This window comes from Stenotrophomonas sp. AB1(2024) (genome assembly GCF_037482345.1).
Taxonomy (GTDB): Bacteria; Pseudomonadota; Gammaproteobacteria; order Xanthomonadales; family Xanthomonadaceae; genus Stenotrophomonas.
The window spans coordinates 51,648-69,604 of record NZ_JBBHKO020000002.1 but is presented as its reverse complement, the minus strand read 5'-3'; the positions used below and the strand labels follow the sequence as shown (position 1 = coordinate 69,604).

The window sequence follows — 17,957 nt, the reverse complement described above, 5'->3', positions numbered from 1 at the left end:
CTATCGCCTCAAATGATAACAGCTCTCATTTAGATTTGCGCATCCCATGCCACGGGCGTTCATCCGGGGCTGCCACATCACAAGGATTGACGCGGATCAACACCGCCTTCCGGCGGGATGACTAAGCTGCAGGCAATGCTTCAAGGACCTTCCGCCATGGCGTTGCTTCCCCTGCCCGCGCTGCTTGCCGACGCACAGGGCCTGTCGCTGCAGATCCTCAGCCTGGCCGGTGAGCTGTGGAGCGGCGAGGTCCGCGAGGTGAGCATGCCCGGCAGCAATGGCCGCTTCGGGGTGATGGCCCGCCATACCCCGCTGCTGGGCACGCTGCGCGAAGGCATAGTGTCGGTGTATCCATTGAAAGCCGAACCGCCACTGCACGTGTACGTGTCCGGAGGCTACGTGGAAGTGCAGCCGGGCAAAGTGATCGTGATGGCCGATCTGGCCCTGCGCAGCGACGACCTCGATCAGGCACGCGCACGGATTGCAGCGGAGGCGGCGCGCTCGCCGATGGCACAGGCGTTCACCGACGAGGACTACGTCCGCCTGCACGCCGAACTGATGCATCAGCGCGCCCTGCAGCTGCGCGGCCTGCCCTGGAAGTAGCGGCTGCAGCTGCGACATCTGGTCATCTCTGTCCGCTCGTAAACACAACATATGATGTTGACGATGAGGCAGACCCACACTATGTTGTGCTTATCGGCTCCCCGCTTCCGCCAGGCCCGGTTCCTGTCTTCGTCCCTGCAGCCTCCTCCGGCCGCACGACATGACACCCCGAACGGCCCCTGGAAGATGGAACAGCGATGACCAACGACGACACCGCCACCGACACCTCCGTGTCGGCCGAGCCGGCAACCGACGCCGGCGAAAACACCCTCTGGATCACCAAGGAAGCCGGCAACCGCCGCATGCGCTTCGATCCGGCGCGGCTGGAACGCGCCCTGCGCAGCACGCACACCGGGTTCCCCAGCCTGGACCTGGCCGACTACCTGCGCGCGGTGCTGGCACTGATCAACCGCCGCACCCAGCTCAGCGCCGATGACCTGGTGGACCTGCTGATCCGCGAAGCCGAATCGCGGATCGATCTGGTCGCGCCGGACTGGGAACACTTCGCCGCCCGCCTGTACCTGCGCCGCCTGTACAAACGCGCCAGCCGCAACCGGTTCTACGATGCCGCGCTGCGCTACGGTTCCTACGTGGGCCTGCAGGAAAGCCTGGCCGACCGCAACGTATACTCGATCGACATCCTCAAGGCCTATTCCAAGGAAGAACTGGAGGAAGCCGGGCAGATGATCGACCCGGACCGCGACCGGCTGTTCGCCTACAACGGGCTGTATCTGCTGGCCACCCGCTACCTCGCCACGGACCAGACCCGTGGTGTGTTCGAACTGCCGCAGGAGCGCTGGCTCACCATCGCGCTGTACCTGATGCAGCACGAGCACCTGCATGGCGAACGCTCACGGCAACGGCGCATGCAGCTGGTGCGCGAGGCCTACTGGGCGTTGTCGCATCTCTACATGACCGTGGCCACCCCGACCCTGGCCAACGCCGGCAAGGTCGGCGGGCAGCTGTCCTCGTGCTTCATCGACACGGTGGACGACAGCCTGCAGGGCATCTACGACTCCAACACCGACGTGGCGCGCGTCTCCAAGCACGGCGGCGGGGTCGGTGCCTACCTGGGCTACGTGCGCTCGGCCGGCGCGCCGATCCGTGGCGTGGCCAATTCGTCCGGCGGCGTAGTGCCGTGGATCAAGCAGCTCAACAACACCGCCGTCAGCGTGGACCAGCTGGGCCAGCGCAAGGGCGCCGTCGCGGTGTACCTGGATGTGTGGCACCGCGACATCGAGAACTTCCTGGACCTGCGCCTGAACAACGGCGACCAGCGCCTGCGCGCGCACGATGTGTTCACCTCGGTGTGCCTGCCGGACCTGTTCATGGAAGCGGTGGAACGCCGCGGCGACTGGTACCTGTTCGATCCCCATGAAGTACACCGCATCAAGGGCTGGTACCTGCAGGATTTCCACGACGAGCAGCGCGGCCACGGCAGTTTCCGCGAGCGCTATGCCGAAGTGGTGGCCGACGAGCGGATCAGCCGGCGTACGCTCAAGGCCATCGACCTGTTCAAGCGGATCATGGTCAGCCAGCTGGAAACCGGCAACCCGTTCATGTTCTACCGCGACGAGGTCAACCGGAAGAACCCGAACAAGCATGCCGGCACGGTTTACTCCAGCAATCTGTGTACCGAGATCCTGCAGAACATGAGCCCCACCCGCATGATCCAGGAGATGATCAGCGGCGACCAGATCGTGACCACGCGCCAGGCGGGCGATTTCGTGGTGTGCAACCTGTCTTCGATCAACCTGGGCCGTGCGGTCACCGCCGCGCCGGACCTGCTGTCCTCCGACGTGCTGGAACGGCTGGTGCCGATCCAGGTGCGCATGCTCGACAACGTGATCGACCTCAACCAGCTGCCGGTACCGCAGGCCACCATCACCAACCGCAAGTATCGCGCCATTGGCCTGGGCACCTTCGGCTGGCACCACCTGCTGGCCCAGCAGCACATCCAGTGGGACAGCGTGCAGGCCGAGGATTATGCCGACACCCTGTACGAACGCATCAACTTCCTGTCCATCCAGGCCAGCCTGCAGCTGGCGCAGGAAAAAGGCCGCTACAGCGCGTTCGTCGGCAGCGACTGGCAGACCGGCGAGTACTTCCGCACCCGCGGCTATGACAGCCCGGCCTGGCAGGAACTGGCCACGCAGGTCGGCTTGCATGGGCTGCGCAACGGCTGGCTGCTGGCGGTGGCGCCGAACATGAGCACCGCGCAGATTGCCGGCTCCAGTGCTTCCATCGATCCGGTGTACGGCGCGTTCTATTACGAGGAGAAGAAGGACTTCCGGCGCCCGGTCGCCGCGCCGGGGTTGTCGCTGGAGACCTACCCGTATTACGAGAAAGGCGCTTACCGGCTGGACCAGTTCGCCAGCATCCGCCAGAACGCGCGCCGACAGCGGCATGTGGACCAGTCGATCAGTTTCAACCTGTATGTCCCAAGCACCATCCGGGCGAGCACGTTGTTGGCTTTGCATATGAGTGCGTGGCGCGAGGGGTTGAAGACCACGTATTACGTGCGGTCCAACGATATTGATATTGAGGAATGCGAGTGGTGTGCGTCTTGACCACGCATTGCAGCCATGCAGGGCGTGGCTCTACAGCAGATCGGCCGCACCGGTAGCGCCGGCCGTTGGCCGGCCTTCGGGAACGCCGGAAATCACGTAACAGGGAACATCCCATGGCAACGCCGTTAGAACGCATCAGGATTCTCGAACCCCGCCACCCCAACCGGTCCACGGGGATCATCAATGGCCGCACCAGCGGCATCCTGAACTGGAACGACATCCCCTACCCATCCTTCTACCGGGCGTACAAGGAGCTGTCGACCAATTTCTGGATACCCGACGAAGTGGACATGAAAGGCGACGCGCGCCAGTACGGTGAGCTGTCGGCGCGCGAGAAAAACGCCTACGACTCGATCATCGGGTTGCTGGCCACGCTGGATTCGCCGCAGACCCGCTACATCTACAACGTGGCCGAGTACATCACCGACCCGGCCGCGCACGCCAACGCGGCCATCATCGGCCAGCAGGAGGTGATCCACAACGAAAGCTACAGCTACGTGCTGGCCTCCATCGCCGGGCTGGCCGACCAGAACCGGGTGTTCGAGCTGGCCCGCACCCACCCGACCATCCTGGCCCGCAACGCGCCGATCATGCAGTCCTACGACGACTTCATGCGCGAGAAGACCGCCGAAACGTTGATCCGCTCGCTGATCCAGTCCTCGATCCTGGAAGGCATCAACTTCTATTCGGGCTTTGCGTTCTTCTACAACCTGGTCCGCCAGAACCGGATGACCGGCACCGGCAAGATCATCAGCTTCATCAACCGCGACGAGCTGGCCCACACCAAGTTCATCAGCGAACTGATCCGCGCCATCATCGGCGAGAACGCACAGCTGCAGGGCGACCAGCTCACGGCCTACGTGCACGATGCGTTCGAGCATGCCATCGCACTGGAAACCCGCTGGACCGGCGAGGTGCTGGACGGTATCGACGGCATCGACGTGGACGAGATGATCCGTTACGTGAAGTACCGCGCCAACAAGATGGCCGGCATGCTCGGCATCGAGAAGCTGTACAGCGAATCGAACGCCAACGTGATGCCGTGGATCAAGGCCTACGCCGACAACTTCACCGAAACCAAGACCGACTTCTTCGAGATGCGCAACGCCAGCTACAAGAAGACCAATTCGGACAACGGCTTCGACGATCTGTAAGGAGCCTGCGCATGCACGCCTTGATTGCCTATGCCTCGTTGAGCGGCAATACCCGCGAAGTGGCGCGGATGGTTGCGGCGCGCTGCAGCACGCACGGCCATTGCGTGACGCTGCTGGATGTCGACGACGCACAGGCCGCCGCCCTTGCAGCCCGGCCGCATGACCGCCTGTTGCTCGGCTGCTGGACCGACAACGCCGGCCGCACCCCGGCCGAGATGAAACGGTTCGTGGGCGCGCTGCGCGATGCCGATGCCCTGCCCCCGCCCGAGCGCGTGGCGGTGTTCGGTACCGGCGAAACGCAGTGGGGGCTGGAGTACTACTGCGGTGCCGCGCATCGGTTGGCCCGCTGGTTCGGCTCACCGCATCCGGTGCTGGAAATCGAACAGATGCCACACGGCCAGGCCGACGCCCGCACCATCCACCACTGGACGGACACCGTCCTGGTTGCAACCGGAGTTCCCGTCCCATGCTGACCCTGCACGCCGACACCGCCGAGCACTACCATGCCGCCATCGCCCGCCACCCCGCGCTGCTGGTGGACTACCACAAGGACAACTGCCCGGGCTGCCGGATGCTGGATATGTCGCTGGCAGCGGTGGCTGACGCGCCAGAGGCAGAGGGCCTGGTGCTGCTCAAGGTCAAACTGGAATCCGTGGGCGAGCCGCTGTTCCGCGAACTCGGCCTGCGCCAGACCCCGACCCTGAGCCTGGTCCGTGACGGCCGCGAAATCCAGCGCCTGCCGGGCTTCCAGTCGCCCGACGCCATCCGCGTCCTGCTCTGCCGATAACGGGGGCGTCAGCGCGGTGCCAACAACCCGCGCCGCTTGAACCACCATTCCAGCGGCAACGTCACCTGCGGCGGTACCGCCGCCAGCAGCGCCAGGTCGGCGGCCAGCACGGTCACCACGTCAGACGAACATGCCGCCCGACGCTTCCACCCGCTGCGCGTTGATCCAACCAGTGGCCGGCGACAACAGCGCCACCACCACCGGCCCGACGTCATCCGGCTTGCCCGCACGGCCCAGCGCCGTATTGCCGGCGACCATGGCGTTGATCGCTTCGTCGTCGCGGACGCGGCCACCGCCGAAGTCGGTTTCGATCGCGCCCGGTGCCAGCGTGTTGGCACTGATGCCGCGTGCACCGAGTTCCTTGGCCAGGTAGCGACTGAACACCTCGATGCCGCCCTTCATCATCGCGTAGGCCGAACTGCCCGGCAGCGAGAAACGGGCCAGGCCGCTGGACACATTGAGGATGCGCCCACCCTCGGCGATCAACGGCAGCAGCGCCTGGGTCAGGAAGTACGGCCCCTTCAGGTGCACCGCCACCAGGTGGTCGAACTGCGCCGCGGTGGTATCGGCAATCATCGCGTGCAGGCCTTCGCCTGCATTGTTGAGCAGGCCCTGCAGCCCGGGTTCGCCCCACGCCTGCAACTGCTCTTTCACGGCACCGGCGAAGGCGGCAAAGCTGCCGCTGTCGGCGACATCCAGCGGCAGCGCCGCCGCGCGGCGGCCCAGCGCCTGGATCTGCGCGACCACGGCGTTGGCCGCATCCGCCTGGTTGCGGTAGGTCAGCAGGATGTCGGCGCCGTCGGCGGCCAGCGCCAAGGCGGCATTGCGGCCGAGGCCACGGCTGCCGCCGGTGATCAGCACGACGCGGGAAGTGGAGATGGACATGGGGTGCTCCTGGGTGAGGTGTGACGCCAGACTATTGGCATTGCGCAATCACATAAACCGCGCAATCCTGATTTGACTGTCCACCCAGAGCGAACAATCCATGGACCGCCTCGACCACCTGCGCAGTTTCCTGCGCGTTGCCGAACTGGGCTCGTTCACCGCCGCAGCCGAGCAGCTGGGGTTGCCCAAAGCGAGCGTTTCGCTGGCCGTGCAGCGGCTGGAAGCGGAAGTGGGCGTGCAGCTGCTCCACCGGACCACCCGCCGGGTCCGGCTGACGTCTGATGGTGCGCAGTTCCAGCAACGCGCCCGCGACCTGCTGGATGACATGGAGGACCTGCAGGGCATGTTCCGCCGCGATACCGGCCAGCTCAAGGGCCGGCTGCGGGTGGACATGTCCAGCGGCCTGGCCCGGCAGCTGGTGATTCCGCAGCTGCCCGATTTCCTGGCCCGGCACCCGGGGCTGGAAATCGAGCTGAGCGGCACCGACCGCCGCGTCGATCTGGTCCGCGAGGGCTTCGACTGCGTGGTGCGGGTCGGCCCGCTGGATGACAACACGCTGGTGGCGCGACCGCTCGGCGTGATGCGCATCGTCAACTGCGCCAGCCCGGCGTATCTGGCCACACACGGCGTGCCACGTTCCCTCGACGACCTGTCGCACCATGCGCTGGTGCACTACGTAGGCACGCTGGGCCAACGTTCGCCCGGCTTCGAGTACCACGACGGCCAGGGCTATCGCAGCGTGCCAATGCGGGGGGCCATGACGGTCAACAGCGGCGAGGCTTACAGCGCGGCGGCACTGGCTGGGCTGGGCATCATCCAGGTGCCGCGGCTGGGTGCACGGCGGGCGCTGGCGGCGGGGACGCTGGTGGAAGTACTGCCGGACTGCGTGGCCGAGCCGATGCCGGTGACCCTGCTCTACGCGCAGCGCCGGCACCTGCCGCGTCGGGTGGCGGCCTTCATGGAATGGGTGGCGGAACGGGTGACGCCGGAACTGCAGCGCGTCGACTGAACACAGGCACGCACTGTGCCGCACACTTACGCATATTCGCGCACACTCGTGCACATACGTGCATTCATTCGTGTACAGTTCGTCACTCCAGACGGCTGCCCCACGATGCTGATGACCCCCGACGCGCTCCCTGGCGAACGCCAACAGACCATCCTGCGCCTGCTGCGCGAACAGGGCCGCGTGTTTTCCGCCCAGCTTGCCGTGCAGATGGACGTGTCGGAAGACTCGATCCGCCGCGACCTGCGCGAGCTCGCCAGCCAAGGCTTGTGCCACAAAGTCCATGGCGGCGCGCTGCCGGCCGCAGTGGATTTTCCGCCGCTGCCCGCGCGCCACGCGCAGCAGCCGGCGCAGAAGCACGCGCTGGCGCTCGCCGCCGTCGCCCATGTCCGCCCCGGTAACCGCGTCCTCCTGGATGCCGGCTCCACCAACAGTGCGATCGCCGCTTGCCTGCCGCAACAACAGGGCCTGCATGTGGTCACCAATGCACCCGATATCGCCCTGGCGTTGCTGGCGCGCGGCGGGATCGAGGTGACGCTGATCGGCGGGCGGCTGGACCCGCGCGCCGGCGCCTGCATCGGCGCGCAGGCACTTGAGACGGTGGCCGGGCTGCGCGCGGACGTCTGTTTCATCGGCACCTGCGCGGTCGATGCTGACGCAGGTCTGTGGACGATCGATGGCGAAGAAGCACCGCTCAAACGCGCCCTGCTGGCGGCCAGCAGCCGCTGCATCGCGGTGGCCACCAACGACAAGCTTGGCACCCAGGCGGCCTATCGCGTCGGCGGGGTCGAGCAGATCGACCTGCTGGTGATCGAACACGATGCCCCCGACGCGCAGGTGCAGGCCTTCCAGCGCCGCGGCGTCGACATCCAGCGCGCTGCGCCGTACTGAGGTTTCATTGATGACCGTTACCGCTCTTTCCGCACGCGGCGCGCGCGCCGAACAGCACGCCACCCGCGCGGCGTTTTTCCTGCCCGGCTTTGCCACCGCCGCCTGGGCCCCGCTTGTTCCGTTCGCCAAGAGCCGCACTGGATTGGATGAAGGCTCGTTGGGCCTGGTGCTGCTGTGCCTGGGCGCCGGCTCGCTGCTGGCGATGCCGTTGGCCGGCATACTCGCCGCCCGCCATGGCTGCCGCGCGGTGATGATCGTGACGCTGCTGATGGTGGTGGCCAGCCTGCCACTGCTGGCCATCGCGCCCTCGCCGTGGACGCTGGGCCTGGCGCTGTTTGTGTTCGGCGCTGGTGTCGGCGCCTGCGACTGCACGATGAACATCCAGGCGGTGATGGTGGAGCGCGACAGCGGTCGGCCGATGATGTCCGGCTTCCACGCCTTCTACAGCATCGGCGGTGCGGTGGGCGCCGCCGCGATGACCGCGCTGTTGGCACTGCGGCTGCCGCCGCTGTGGGTATGCGTGCTGGCATCGGTTGCGATGGTGATGGTGCTGGCGGTGTCCGTGCCGTACTGGCGGCGCGACCGCGCGCCGAGTGGCGCCCCGGTATTCGCCGTGCCGCATGGCGTGGTGCTGGCGATCGGCGTGCTGTGCTTCGTCGCCTTCCTCGCCGAAGGCGCGGTGCTCGACTGGAGCGCGGTGTTCCTGCATGAAGTGCAGCAGGTGCCACCGGACCGCGCCGGCCTGGGCTTCATGACCTTCGCCATCGCGATGACCGTGACCCGCCTGGTTGGCGACGGCATGGTCGCAAAACTTGGCCGCCTGCGCGCGATCCTGCTGGGCAGCATCGTGGCCGCCGCCGGTTTCGGCATCGCCACCTTCGCCAGCGCCCTGTTGCCGGCACTGCTGGGCTATGCGCTGATCGGCCTGGGCTGCGCCAACATCATCCCCGCCCTGTTCTCCATGGCAGGCAACCAGAAGACCATGCCAGAAAGCCTGGCCATCCCCGCCATCACCACCCTCGGCTATGCCGGCATCCTGGCCGGCCCGGCCCTGATCGGCTTCGTCGCCCAAGCCAGCAGCCTGGTCATCGCCTTCTGCGCCGTTGCGATCGCATTACTGCTCGTAGGCCTGACCGCAAAGTGGGTGAAGGCGTAGAGCCACGCCCTGCGTGGCTGGGGCTTTCCTAGCAGCGCCTGACCGCGGCGCGCACTGCCATCGACCGCCGATCAATGGGCCAGCGCGTAATCAATGGCCGCGCAGATCGCCGCGACCTGCGCATCGTTGCACTGCTGCGGCGTCGCACGCGGGCTGTCCGGATACACCTCGGTGGTGGTAGTGAAGCGCGCACCGGTGATGCTGGCGCACAGACCCAGCTTCTTCAGCGGATACTCGATTACCCCCGGCGCCACCACCGGCGAACCGATGATTTCGTTGCGCTCATCGGCGGGCGCGATGTGGGTCACCTGCTCCACCGCCGCATTGACCGCCTGCTGGAAAGCCGGCTGCCGGTTTTCGGTGTCGTCGACCAGGTAGAAGCCATCGGGAATCAGGCCCGGCTCGAACGGCTTGCCATCGCGCGCGGCCAGCGCCGGGCGGAACTCGCTTTCATCGCTGTCGGTGGTTTCGTGCAGGTCGATGTGCAGGACCATGCCGTCACGCAGCGGTGCCACCAGCGCCATCAGCGCGGCCGACTCCTGCGCCGGGCTGTCGGCCACGAACGAGCGGTTCGGGTCGATCGCATCGGCATTCCAGCGCTGGACGCGCTCATACCCCCACGGACTCACGCACGGGGCGACCAGCACGTTGGCGCGCCCGGCATAGTCGGCCGCACGCGTGGCCAGGAACTGCAGCGCGCCTTCCACGCCGCTGGTTTCGTAGCCGTGCACGCCACCGGTGACCAGCACCGACGGCAGCGCCGGATTCCAGTCGCGGCTGCGCACCGCAAACAGCGGGTAGTGGTCCGGCGCGTAGCCCAGGGTGCCGTACTGGACCACATCGAAATCAGCGCGCAGTCGTTCCAGCGCCGGCAACACATCGTCGGCATAGCGCCGCACCGGCAGCTGCCGCGCCCGCCACTCCGCTTTCTCTGCAGCGCCCCACGGCTGGCCGGGGGTACCGATGGGGTAGAAGCGGGTGTCGTTCATGGTTGGGCTCGCGGTTGTCACGGAAGAACCGCGATTTTAGCCTGCGCGACCAAGGTATTGGTCGTCGCTGACCTGCTCCAGCCAGGTGACCGGCGAACCATCGACAGCCTCTGCGATGGCGATGTGGGTCATGGCCACATCCGGCGTGGCGCCGTGCCAATGCTTCATGCCCGATGGGATCCAGATGATGTCGCCGGGGCGGATCTCCTGCGCGGGCTTGCCCCACTCCTGCACCCTGCCCACGCCGGTGGTGACGATCAGGGTCTGGCCCAGTGGACGGGTGTGCCCGGTCACCGGCGCGCCCTTACGGGCGCAGCAGGACTTTGCCGTTTCGGCCTGGTTCCAGACTGGCCTTCGCTGCCTCGGCCACCTGGTCCAGCCCGAACACCGCGTCCACCGGCAGGCTCAGCCCGCCCGATGCGGCCAGCTCAAGCAACTCGCCCACCAACTGGCGTTTCTTCTCCGGGGCCATGTTCTGGCTGACCTTGCTGCCCCAGAACCCCTTCACCGTGGCCTGCTTGAAGATCACATCACCCGAGCCCAGCTGCATCGGCTCACCGGTCATCGAGCCGAACGACACCAGCGTGCCGCCCTCACCGAGCAGGCCCATCAACTCGCCGCTGGCGCGCCCGCCGACCGAATCCACTCCGGCTACCATCGCACCACCACCAACCCGCGCCTGCACCTGCGCAATCCAATCTGCCTGCGCGGTGGAAATCGTGTTGTCGATGCCCAGCGCTTCCATCTCGGCCACGCCCGCATCACGTCGCACCAGGTTCACGCAATGCACGCCGCGCGCCTTGGCCAACATCGCCAGTGCCTTGCCGACCGCACCATTGGCCGCGTTCTGCACGATCCACTGCCCTGCTTCCACCTGCAGGAACTCCAGCAGCATCAACGCACTCAGCGGCATGGCGATCAATTGCGCAGCCGTTTCATCGTTGATGCTGTCCGGCATCGGAATCACCATCCGGGCCGGCGCAATGAACTGCTCGGCCCAGGTGCCGTGCACGGAGGCAGCGCTGACCCGTTGGCCCAGCTGCAGGCGGGTCACGCCTTCGCCCAGCGCGTCGATCACGCCGGTACCTTCACTGCCCCCGATGGCCGGCAGTTCGGGCCTGTAGCCGTACTGGCCGCGGATGGTCCACAGGTCATGGTTGTGGATCGGTGCGAGCACGGTGCGGATCCGCACTTCGCCGGCCGCAGGTACCGGAAGAGCCGCCTCACCGCCGTGCAGGACGACAGTCGGGTCACCAAACTGGTCATGCAATGCTGCACGCATGGGAATCTCCTCGATCAACGACGATGGCGGTGCGCGGCGACCACACCCACGCGCGGTGCGCGCCAGGCACGGGTGCGCAGCAGCAGGGTCTGCAGCACCAGCAGCACGGCAATGGCCAGCGCAAGAACCGCAACGGTCTCCGCACCCGGCAGGCGCCAGCCGGATTGTTTGATGCACACGCCCACCAGCGCCCAGATCACCGCTGCCGGGTATGCAAAATGGCCGCGCAGGCGATAGTTCATCACCCACGCCAGCAGCGTGGCCAGCGCCAGCAGCACCACACTCCACGACAGCATGTCGCCGGTCGGCAGCCACTGGTACGCCACGATCACCTGGGCGGTATTGAGGAAGGCGGCCACGGTCAGCCAGCCGGCATGAAGCGCCAGCGGATAGGCCGCGAACGCACGCTGCCCGGCGCTGGCGGTGGCCGGCGCGGCGCGTACCGCTGCGACCAGCAGGCACAGCAGCGCAAGCCAGATGATCGCCAGCGCCGGCAGGAATGCCTGGCTGGAGAACACGGGCATCCACGCTGCCGTAAGTGCGAACCCGGCGGCGGCCCAGCCGCGTACGCCGGTATTGCCGTCAGGCCGACGCTGGCGCAACTGCCACAGGCCAAAAGCCACGTCCCACAGGAAGATCAGGCCCCAGATCGAGAACGCATAGCCGGCCGCGACCAGCAGCGTGGGATAGCGGTCGGAGATCGCACCGTTGGTCGGGCCGAACTGGCCGGTCTGGGACAACCACGCCACCACTGGCATGGCCAAGGCGGCCAACAACACGATCCAGCGCATGCACCCACTCCTGCTCAAAGAGCGTCGACCATACGCGCTTTGCGGTTAAGGAGGTGCCACGACACATGGCGTACCCATCGGCCCATGGCGGGCAACCGCGCAATGCCGAACGGACCATCAGTCGAACACCCCCCACTGATCGCCAGCAGAAGAAAGCGGCGCCAGTTGCCGCCGTGGTGAGCGGCCCCCGACTTTGCACTGACTTGATAACATAGCCTCTGCTATATTCAACGGCATGAGCGCGGATCCCCCCTCCCCGACCGCCACGGCCTGGCCGCAGGCCACCGGAAATCGCCCCAGCCTGGGCGAGATGCATGCCAGCGTGCCCGTGCCCAGAGGCGGGCACTGGTGGTTCCGCCTGTTGGCGTTCCTGGGCCCCGGCTACATGGTATCGGTGGGCTACATGGACCCGGGCAACTGGGCCACCGACATCGCCGGTGGCGCGCAGTTCGGCTACCTGCTGCTGTCGGTGATCCTGCTCTCCAACCTGATGGCCATCGTGCTGCAGGGGCTGTCGGCGCGGCTGGGCATCGCCACCGGGCGCGATCTCGCGCAGGCCTGCCGCGACCACTTCTCCAAACCGGTGAACCTGTGCCTGTGGGTGTTGTGCGAGATCGCGATCATCGCCTGCGACCTGGCCGAAGTGATCGGTACCGCCATCGCACTGAAGCTGCTGTTCGGCCTGCCGTTGATGATGGGCGCGATCATCACCGCGGTGGACGTGGTGCTGGTGCTGTGGCTGATGCATCGCGGCTTCCGCGCGCTGGAAGCGTTCGTGATCGCCCTGCTGCTGGTGATCTTCGCCTGCTTCGCGGTGCAGATCGCGCTGGCCGCGCCGCCGCTGCAGGCGGTGCTGGGCGGCTTCATTCCGCGCGCGGAAGTGGTCACCAACCCGCACGCGCTGTACCTGGCCATCGGCATCATCGGCGCCACGGTGATGCCGCACAACCTGTACCTGCATTCTTCGATCGTGCAGACCCGCGCCTACCCGCGTACCGACAGCGGTCGGCGCAGCGCGCTGCGCTGGGCGGTGACCGACAGCACCATTGCGCTGATGCTGGCGTTGTTCATCAACGCCTCGATCCTGATCCTGGCGGCCGCGGTGTTCCATGCCCACGGCCGGACCGATGTGCAGGAGATCGAGCAGGCATATGAGCTGCTGGCGCCCATGCTGGGGGTTGGGGTGGCCTCGACGTTGTTCGCGGTGGCGCTGTTGGCCTCGGGCATCAATTCGACGGTGACCGCCACCTTGGCCGGGCAGATCGTGATGGAAGGATTCCTGCGCCTGCGCATTGCGCCGTGGGCGCGTCGCCTGCTGACCCGTGGCATCGCCATCGTGCCAGTGGTGATCGTCACCGCGATCTACGGCGAACAGGGCACGGCACGGCTGCTGGTGCTGAGCCAGGTGGTGCTGTCGATGCAGCTGCCGTTCGCGGTGATCCCGCTGGTGATGTTCGTCGGCAACAAGGCGCGGATGGGCAGCCTGGTGGCGCCGAAATGGCTGTTGACGCTGGCCTGGGTAATTGCTGCGGTGATCGTGGTGCTCAACATCAAACTATTGGCTGAGACGTTGACGCGGTAGAGCCAGGCCCTGCCTGGCCGCTCTTGACCTCCATCGAGGTTGAGACGGTAGAAATACCTAGGGCGCTTCGGTGTAACTCCGCTTGTCCGCCCTGCGGCGAGTACGCACCATGGCTCATGGCCTGCCTGGCAGGCCCGGACCCACAGGAGAGCACCATGCGCCCCAGCCGTTCCTGCCTGCTGCTTGCAGTACTGATCTGTGGCGGCGCGGCGGCGCAAACCGCGCCGGGAAGCGGATCATCCACCGACGACATCGCCCGCAAACTTGCCGACCCTGGCGCCGCGCTCATCTCGGTGCCATTCCAGTACAACTACCTGGGCTCGGTTGGGCCCGGCGGCGATTTCCACAACCAGCAGCTCAAGATCCAGCCGGTAATCCCGTTCGTGGGCGAGCACGGCAAGTTCATCCTGCGCCCGATCCTGCCGATCCAGTGGAACCAGTATCCGCAGGACCGCAGTGGCACCGGTGATCTGTTCGTGCAGGGCTACTACATTCCCAAGACCGAAGCCGAAGCGCAGGGCACCGAGTTCGGCTTCGGCGCCGCCGCGTTGCTCGACACCGCTTCGCACGACAGCCTGGGCACCGGCAGATACTCGCTGGGCCCGGCCTTCATTCTGGTGCACAAGACCCGCAATTGGACGTTGGGTGCGCTGGCCAACCACGTGTGGTCGATCGGCGGCGACGGCGATCGCGACGATGTCAGCACCACCAGCCTGCAGCCGTTCGTCACCCGCAACCTGCCCGGCGGCTGGTCGGTCGGCATGACGTCCGAGACCAGCTACAACTGGAAGGCCGGCAGCGGCAATGGTTGGACCGTGCCACTGGGCGCCACGGTGTCCAAGGTACTGCACCTGGGCAAGACCCCGTTCAGCCTCGGCGCCGGCGCCTTCTACAACGTGGACCGGCCGCAGTACGCCAACCGCTGGAGCGCCCGGTTCACGCTGACCCTGGTATTCCCCGAGTAACCTCCACGCAGCCTCCTGCAGGTGCCATCATGGTTTCCCATCCCTGGTTCTGGATCCTCGCCCTGTTCCTGGTGCCGCTGCTGGCCGCGCTGGTGGTGAGCCTGCTGGTGCGCAAGCGCGGCATCAGCGCCAACGCGGTACTGGCCTGGTTCGTCCTGGTCTGCTGGATCGGCGCGCTGGCCGTGATCCTGTCCCAGGTGCTGTGACGGTAGCGCCGGCCGTTGGCCGGCCCAGGCCAATCCCGACCGCCGGCCAACGGCCAGCGCTACCGGTAGACGCTACAGGGATTGTCCCAGTTCAATGAACACCACCCGGTCTCCGCCCTCGCGCATGCCCAGGCCGAAGATCAACGGGCCGATCCACGAATCGAAACCCAGGAACAGGCTGCCGTTCCAGATGCCATCGCTGATCGACATGTCCGAACGGCGCTGCCAGGCGTTGCCGTATTCCACCGTGCCACCGACCTGCGCCGAACGGCCCAGCACCTTGCCCAGCTCATAGGTGTAACCGGCAAATCCCAGCGCGTAGTCCTGGCCGGTCAGTTGGTTGTTCTGGAACCCGGCCAGCCGCCAGCGCCCGCCCAGCCGGTAGATGCTCTGCACCGGTGCGGTGCCCGACGAGGTTACGTGGTAGCGCAGGCCAAGCTGCACCGCGCTGCGTCCGAACGGAAACGCGCCCACTGCATCCAGGTCGATCTGGCCGAACCGCGTGTCGGCCCCCAGGCTCTCGCGCGACTGGTAGGTACCCAGGTTGATCAGGAAGCCATCGCGGGGAAAGTACAGGCTGTCGATGTTGTCGTAGGTGATGCGGGCGGTCAGTCCACCTTCGTCGAAGTCGGTGCGCGGCACCCGGGGCGAGCCGATATCCATCCGCGCACTGCCGGTATAGCGCTCGATGCCGGCGCGCACCGACAGTACGTTGGACACGTTGCGCACCAGGTCCACGCCCGCGCCGGTGCGGCGCATCCGGTAGCGCGAGGTTTTGTTGCCGGCATCGTCGAATACGTTGAAGCTGCGCGTTTCGAAACCGCCCACGGCTTCGAAGGCATAGCGGTTGCCGACGTCGAAGGGATGGTAGTAGCTGCCCTTGAGTGCCGGTTCGCTGCCCACCTGCAGGGTCAGCCGCGCTTCGGCACCATAGGGCGACAACGGCGCGAACAACAGGCCGGCGCGCAGGTTGCTTTCATGGTTGCCGTCCAGGTCGTTGCTCAGGGTCCAGCCTGCTTCCAGGTAGATCGGCCCGTTGGGTTTCTCATGCGCGGTGATCACCACCCCGACCTGGCCGTCGTCGCGGCGCTCCTGCTCGTAGCTGATGCTGGCCAGCGTGTCCATGCCGTATGCACGCAGCACGCCTTCCTGCATGGCCTTGCTGTCCAGCGGCTTGCCGATTTCCACCGGCAGGTAGGACAACAGCAGTTCATCGGCGTAGCCGGTGTGGTTGCGTACCTCGATGAACGCAATCGGTGCCGGTGCTGCACTGGCTGCGCGCGTTTCACGGGTCGCATACCAGCGCTGGTAGACCGGTGCCGGCTGCGAGAACGCACGCAGCGCCGGGGCGGCCTGCTCCGCCGCCTGCTGGCCGATCGCCAGCGCGTCGGGCGCCTTGTCGAAGTCGCCGGTCGCCACCTTGCCGGTGAGCTGTGGCGCGATCAACAGGTCCTGCGGGCCGAGCGTATCCAACTGGCGCTTGGCATTGCGGGTGGTCAGGAAGCCGCTGAGCTGCCCGATCACGTCCACCAGGCTGGCATCGCGGTCGAGCGCACTGAGCGGGGTGCCCACATCCACCGCGATGACCCGGTCGGCCCCCATCGCACGCACCACATCGATGGGGACCTGGTTGGAGACGCCACCATCGAGCAGGACGCGTCCATCGATCGCAATCGGGCGGAAAATGCCGGGCAGCGACATGCTCGCGCGCATGGCCATCGGCAGGCTGCCGTGGTCGAGCACCACCGCTTCACCGGTATTGAGGTCGGTGGCGATCGCACGGAACGGAATGGACAGGTCGTCGAAGTCGCCGGTGACCTGGCTGCCTCCCGTGACGGTCTCAAACAGCGCGATCAGGCGCTCGCCCTGCGACACACCGCCGGAGATCTGGATCCGTTTGCCCTGCCCGCCGAGGCCGATCCCGATCGGCGCCAGCTGTTCGTAGTCGTCGGCCTTGCGCTGCAGCGACCGCTCGCGGCGCGGCAGGGTGTCGCTGAACATCGCCATCCATTGGGTATCCAGCACGACCTGTTCGATCTGTTCGGGCGTCTTGCCCGAAGCATACAGCGCCCCGACCAGCGCGCCCGCGCTGGTGCCGGCAATGCAGTCCACCGGGATGTGCAGGGCTTCGAGCTGGCGCAGGATACGCACATGGGCGATGCCACGCGCGCCGCCGCCGCCCAATGCCACCCCGATCCGCGGACGCGTGTCGCCGCTGTCGCGGTGACCGCACTGCGTGCCGTCCAGCGTCGTGACCGGTTCGGCGGCCAGCACCGCACCGGGTGCCAGCAGGCAGGCCAGCAGCAGGCGCATGCCCGCAGGCGTGGAAATCGCCAAGAGGCACCTCAATGAAAGTGCGCGGCGCCGGGCCGGTGGGAGGGATGGGCCCCGGCGCGGCACCGCGCGGTGAAACGTCGAATACCGCTGTTGCGTTACTTGGCCGGTGCACTGCCAGGCGGGAAGCTGGCGAACAGCCTGTCCAGCCCGGCCTCGACAGCGGCGTTGGTCCGTTCCGGAGTGCGCGGCACCGTACCGCTGGCCGTGCCGCGCCAGACCGCCTGCTTGGTGCGCGCATCGAACATGTCAACCACCAGCGTGCCCACGTCGTAGGTGCGTACCGTCGTGGTCGAGCTGCCCATGCCCATGCCGCCGCCCCAGCCGCCGCCACGCCAGCCCCAACCGCCCATGTTGCTGCCGGTGTAGAACGTGTCCAGGGTCTGCCGCTGGGTGGTCACGATATGCGCGGCCAGCGCCACGTCACCGCCGGTGGCGGCCTGGGTCCAGCCGCGCGCGGCCAGGCGCGCGTCGACACCGTCGACGATCCGCTGCGTGACCAGGGGCGACGCGCCCTGCGGCTTCATCGCCCAGCTGTAGGTCTTGAACGAGGCGAAGTTCGCCCCCGGATCGAAGTCGGTATGTACGGTGGGTGTGGACGCGCAAGCCACCAGCGAGGTGGCGAGGACCGCAATCGCAAAGGCTTTCATGGCACAGGCTCCGGTTCCAGATGGGTAATGGGGTCCACTACAGCCTACTGCCGCTGTCGCGGCTCGTAACCCGCATAACTACGCAGGCACAACAGGCAAAACTACC

17 protein-coding genes and 2 pseudogenes are annotated in these 17,957 nt (G+C 66.7%); 11 read left to right on the top strand and 8 right to left on the bottom strand.

Annotated features, from left to right (window positions below):
* Positions 1-156: 156 nt before the first annotated feature.
* The 5 genes from atpC to WIX41_RS16890 all read left to right on the top strand — a co-directional run bounded on the left by atpC (position 157) and on the right by WIX41_RS16890 (position 5,114).
* Positions 157-603 carry an ATP synthase F1 subunit epsilon gene (gene atpC, locus WIX41_RS16910; RefSeq protein ID WP_339449632.1) on the top strand — a complete coding sequence of 149 codons (447 nt, stop codon included), beginning with the start codon at positions 157-159 and terminating at the stop codon, positions 601-603.
* A 197-nt stretch (positions 604-800) separates the two neighbouring features.
* On the top strand, positions 801-3,173 hold the full coding sequence (locus tag WIX41_RS16905; protein WP_339449631.1) for a ribonucleoside-diphosphate reductase subunit alpha: 2,373 nt from the start codon (positions 801-803) through the stop codon (positions 3,171-3,173).
* 113 nt (positions 3,174-3,286) lie between these two features.
* Positions 3,287-4,327, top strand: coding sequence for a ribonucleotide-diphosphate reductase subunit beta (locus tag WIX41_RS16900; RefSeq protein ID WP_339449629.1), 1,041 nt, complete (start codon positions 3,287-3,289; stop codon positions 4,325-4,327).
* Positions 4,328-4,338: 11 nt separating this feature from the next.
* Entirely contained in the window at positions 4,339-4,800 is a 462-nt protein-coding gene (locus WIX41_RS16895) for a flavodoxin (protein WP_339449627.1), read from the top strand.
* Entirely contained in the window at positions 4,794-5,114 is a 321-nt protein-coding gene (locus WIX41_RS16890) for a thioredoxin family protein (protein WP_339449626.1), read from the top strand. Before WIX41_RS16895 ends, WIX41_RS16890 begins: the two co-directional genes overlap by 7 nt.
* Positions 5,115-5,122: 8 nt before the next feature.
* Here WIX41_RS16890 and WIX41_RS17495 read toward each other — a convergent pair.
* Positions 5,123-5,218, bottom strand: a pseudogene (locus tag WIX41_RS17495) (DUF3817 domain-containing protein); the annotation flags it as partial.
* 16 nt (positions 5,219-5,234) lie between these two features.
* Positions 5,235-5,999 (bottom strand): SDR family NAD(P)-dependent oxidoreductase, encoded by a 765-nt coding sequence (locus WIX41_RS16885; RefSeq protein WP_339449625.1) that lies wholly within the window; start codon positions 5,997-5,999, stop codon positions 5,235-5,237.
* Between the two features lie 100 nt (positions 6,000-6,099).
* Here WIX41_RS16885 and WIX41_RS16880 point away from each other — a divergent pair, with 100 nt between their 5' ends.
* The 3 genes from WIX41_RS16880 (at position 6,100) to WIX41_RS16870 (ending at position 9,052) form a co-directional block, all read left to right on the top strand.
* Positions 6,100-7,008: a LysR family transcriptional regulator gene (locus WIX41_RS16880; protein WP_339449624.1), complete on the top strand. Its 909-nt coding sequence runs from the start codon at positions 6,100-6,102 to the stop codon at positions 7,006-7,008.
* A gap of 105 nt (positions 7,009-7,113) precedes the next feature.
* Positions 7,114-7,896: a DeoR/GlpR family DNA-binding transcription regulator gene (locus WIX41_RS16875; RefSeq protein WP_339449623.1), complete on the top strand. Its 783-nt coding sequence runs from the start codon at positions 7,114-7,116 to the stop codon at positions 7,894-7,896.
* A 10-nt stretch (positions 7,897-7,906) separates the two neighbouring features.
* Positions 7,907-9,052, top strand: coding sequence for an MFS transporter (locus tag WIX41_RS16870; protein ID WP_339449622.1), 1,146 nt, complete (start codon positions 7,907-7,909; stop codon positions 9,050-9,052).
* A gap of 71 nt (positions 9,053-9,123) precedes the next feature.
* On the opposite strand, the gene WIX41_RS16865 is transcribed toward WIX41_RS16870, so the two are convergent.
* From WIX41_RS16865 to WIX41_RS16850, 4 genes and pseudogenes are all read right to left on the bottom strand, one after another.
* On the bottom strand, positions 9,124-10,041 hold the full coding sequence (locus WIX41_RS16865; protein ID WP_339449620.1) for a M14 family metallopeptidase: 918 nt from the start codon (positions 10,039-10,041) through the stop codon (positions 9,124-9,126).
* 36 nt (positions 10,042-10,077) lie between these two features.
* A pseudogene (locus WIX41_RS16860) lies at positions 10,078-10,326 on the bottom strand (cupin domain-containing protein); the annotation flags it as partial.
* Positions 10,327-10,345: 19 nt separating this feature from the next.
* On the bottom strand, positions 10,346-11,323 hold the full coding sequence (locus WIX41_RS16855; RefSeq protein WP_339449616.1) for a zinc-binding dehydrogenase: 978 nt from the start codon (positions 11,321-11,323) through the stop codon (positions 10,346-10,348).
* Between the two features lie 14 nt (positions 11,324-11,337).
* On the bottom strand, positions 11,338-12,114 hold the full coding sequence (locus WIX41_RS16850; RefSeq protein ID WP_339449614.1) for a hypothetical protein: 777 nt from the start codon (positions 12,112-12,114) through the stop codon (positions 11,338-11,340).
* A 235-nt stretch (positions 12,115-12,349) separates the two neighbouring features.
* On the opposite strand from WIX41_RS16850, the gene WIX41_RS16845 reads away from it, so the two are divergent.
* The 3 genes from WIX41_RS16845 (at position 12,350) to WIX41_RS16835 (ending at position 14,867) form a co-directional block, all read left to right on the top strand.
* Positions 12,350-13,696 (top strand): Nramp family divalent metal transporter, encoded by a 1,347-nt coding sequence (locus WIX41_RS16845; RefSeq protein ID WP_339449612.1) that lies wholly within the window; start codon positions 12,350-12,352, stop codon positions 13,694-13,696.
* A 155-nt stretch (positions 13,697-13,851) separates the two neighbouring features.
* Positions 13,852-14,661, top strand: coding sequence for a hypothetical protein (locus WIX41_RS16840; RefSeq protein ID WP_339449610.1), 810 nt, complete (start codon positions 13,852-13,854; stop codon positions 14,659-14,661).
* Positions 14,662-14,690: 29 nt separating this feature from the next.
* Positions 14,691-14,867, top strand: a complete 177-nt coding sequence (locus WIX41_RS16835; protein WP_339449608.1) for a hypothetical protein — start codon at positions 14,691-14,693, stop codon at positions 14,865-14,867.
* Positions 14,868-14,939: 72 nt separating this feature from the next.
* On the opposite strand, the gene WIX41_RS16830 is transcribed toward WIX41_RS16835, so the two are convergent.
* Both WIX41_RS16830 and WIX41_RS16825 read right to left on the bottom strand, forming a co-directional pair.
* The gene (locus WIX41_RS16830) at positions 14,940-17,204 is read right to left on the bottom strand and encodes a patatin-like phospholipase family protein (RefSeq protein ID WP_339449606.1); all 2,265 of its coding nucleotides are present in this window, start codon (positions 17,202-17,204) and stop codon (positions 14,940-14,942) included.
* Positions 17,205-17,299: 95 nt separating this feature from the next.
* Positions 17,300-17,851 (bottom strand): DUF4136 domain-containing protein, encoded by a 552-nt coding sequence (locus tag WIX41_RS16825; protein WP_339449604.1) that lies wholly within the window; start codon positions 17,849-17,851, stop codon positions 17,300-17,302.
* Positions 17,852-17,957 lie beyond the last annotated feature (106 nt).

Bases quoted from the DNA above. Each gene is read 5' to 3' on its own strand.
- atpC (WP_339449632.1), top strand. From the start codon at position 157: ATGGCGTTGCTTCCCCTGCCCGCGCTGCTTGCCGACGCACAGGGCCTG.
- WIX41_RS16905 (WP_339449631.1), top strand. From the start codon at position 801: ATGACCAACGACGACACCGCCACCGACACCTCCGTGTCGGCCGAGCCG.
- WIX41_RS16900 (WP_339449629.1), top strand. From the start codon at position 3,287: ATGGCAACGCCGTTAGAACGCATCAGGATTCTCGAACCCCGCCACCCC.
- WIX41_RS16895 (WP_339449627.1), top strand. From the start codon at position 4,339: ATGCACGCCTTGATTGCCTATGCCTCGTTGAGCGGCAATACCCGCGAA.
- WIX41_RS16890 (WP_339449626.1), top strand. From the start codon at position 4,794: ATGCTGACCCTGCACGCCGACACCGCCGAGCACTACCATGCCGCCATC.
- WIX41_RS16885 (WP_339449625.1), bottom strand. From the start codon at position 5,999: ATGTCCATCTCCACTTCCCGCGTCGTGCTGATCACCGGCGGCAGCCGT.
- WIX41_RS16880 (WP_339449624.1), top strand. From the start codon at position 6,100: ATGGACCGCCTCGACCACCTGCGCAGTTTCCTGCGCGTTGCCGAACTG.
- WIX41_RS16875 (WP_339449623.1), top strand. From the start codon at position 7,114: ATGCTGATGACCCCCGACGCGCTCCCTGGCGAACGCCAACAGACCATC.
- WIX41_RS16870 (WP_339449622.1), top strand. From the start codon at position 7,907: ATGACCGTTACCGCTCTTTCCGCACGCGGCGCGCGCGCCGAACAGCAC.
- WIX41_RS16865 (WP_339449620.1), bottom strand. From the start codon at position 10,041: ATGAACGACACCCGCTTCTACCCCATCGGTACCCCCGGCCAGCCGTGG.
- WIX41_RS16855 (WP_339449616.1), bottom strand. From the start codon at position 11,323: ATGCGTGCAGCATTGCATGACCAGTTTGGTGACCCGACTGTCGTCCTG.
- WIX41_RS16850 (WP_339449614.1), bottom strand. From the start codon at position 12,114: ATGCGCTGGATCGTGTTGTTGGCCGCCTTGGCCATGCCAGTGGTGGCG.
- WIX41_RS16845 (WP_339449612.1), top strand. From the start codon at position 12,350: ATGAGCGCGGATCCCCCCTCCCCGACCGCCACGGCCTGGCCGCAGGCC.
- WIX41_RS16840 (WP_339449610.1), top strand. From the start codon at position 13,852: ATGCGCCCCAGCCGTTCCTGCCTGCTGCTTGCAGTACTGATCTGTGGC.
- WIX41_RS16835 (WP_339449608.1), top strand. From the start codon at position 14,691: ATGGTTTCCCATCCCTGGTTCTGGATCCTCGCCCTGTTCCTGGTGCCG.
- WIX41_RS16825 (WP_339449604.1), bottom strand. From the start codon at position 17,851: ATGAAAGCCTTTGCGATTGCGGTCCTCGCCACCTCGCTGGTGGCTTGC.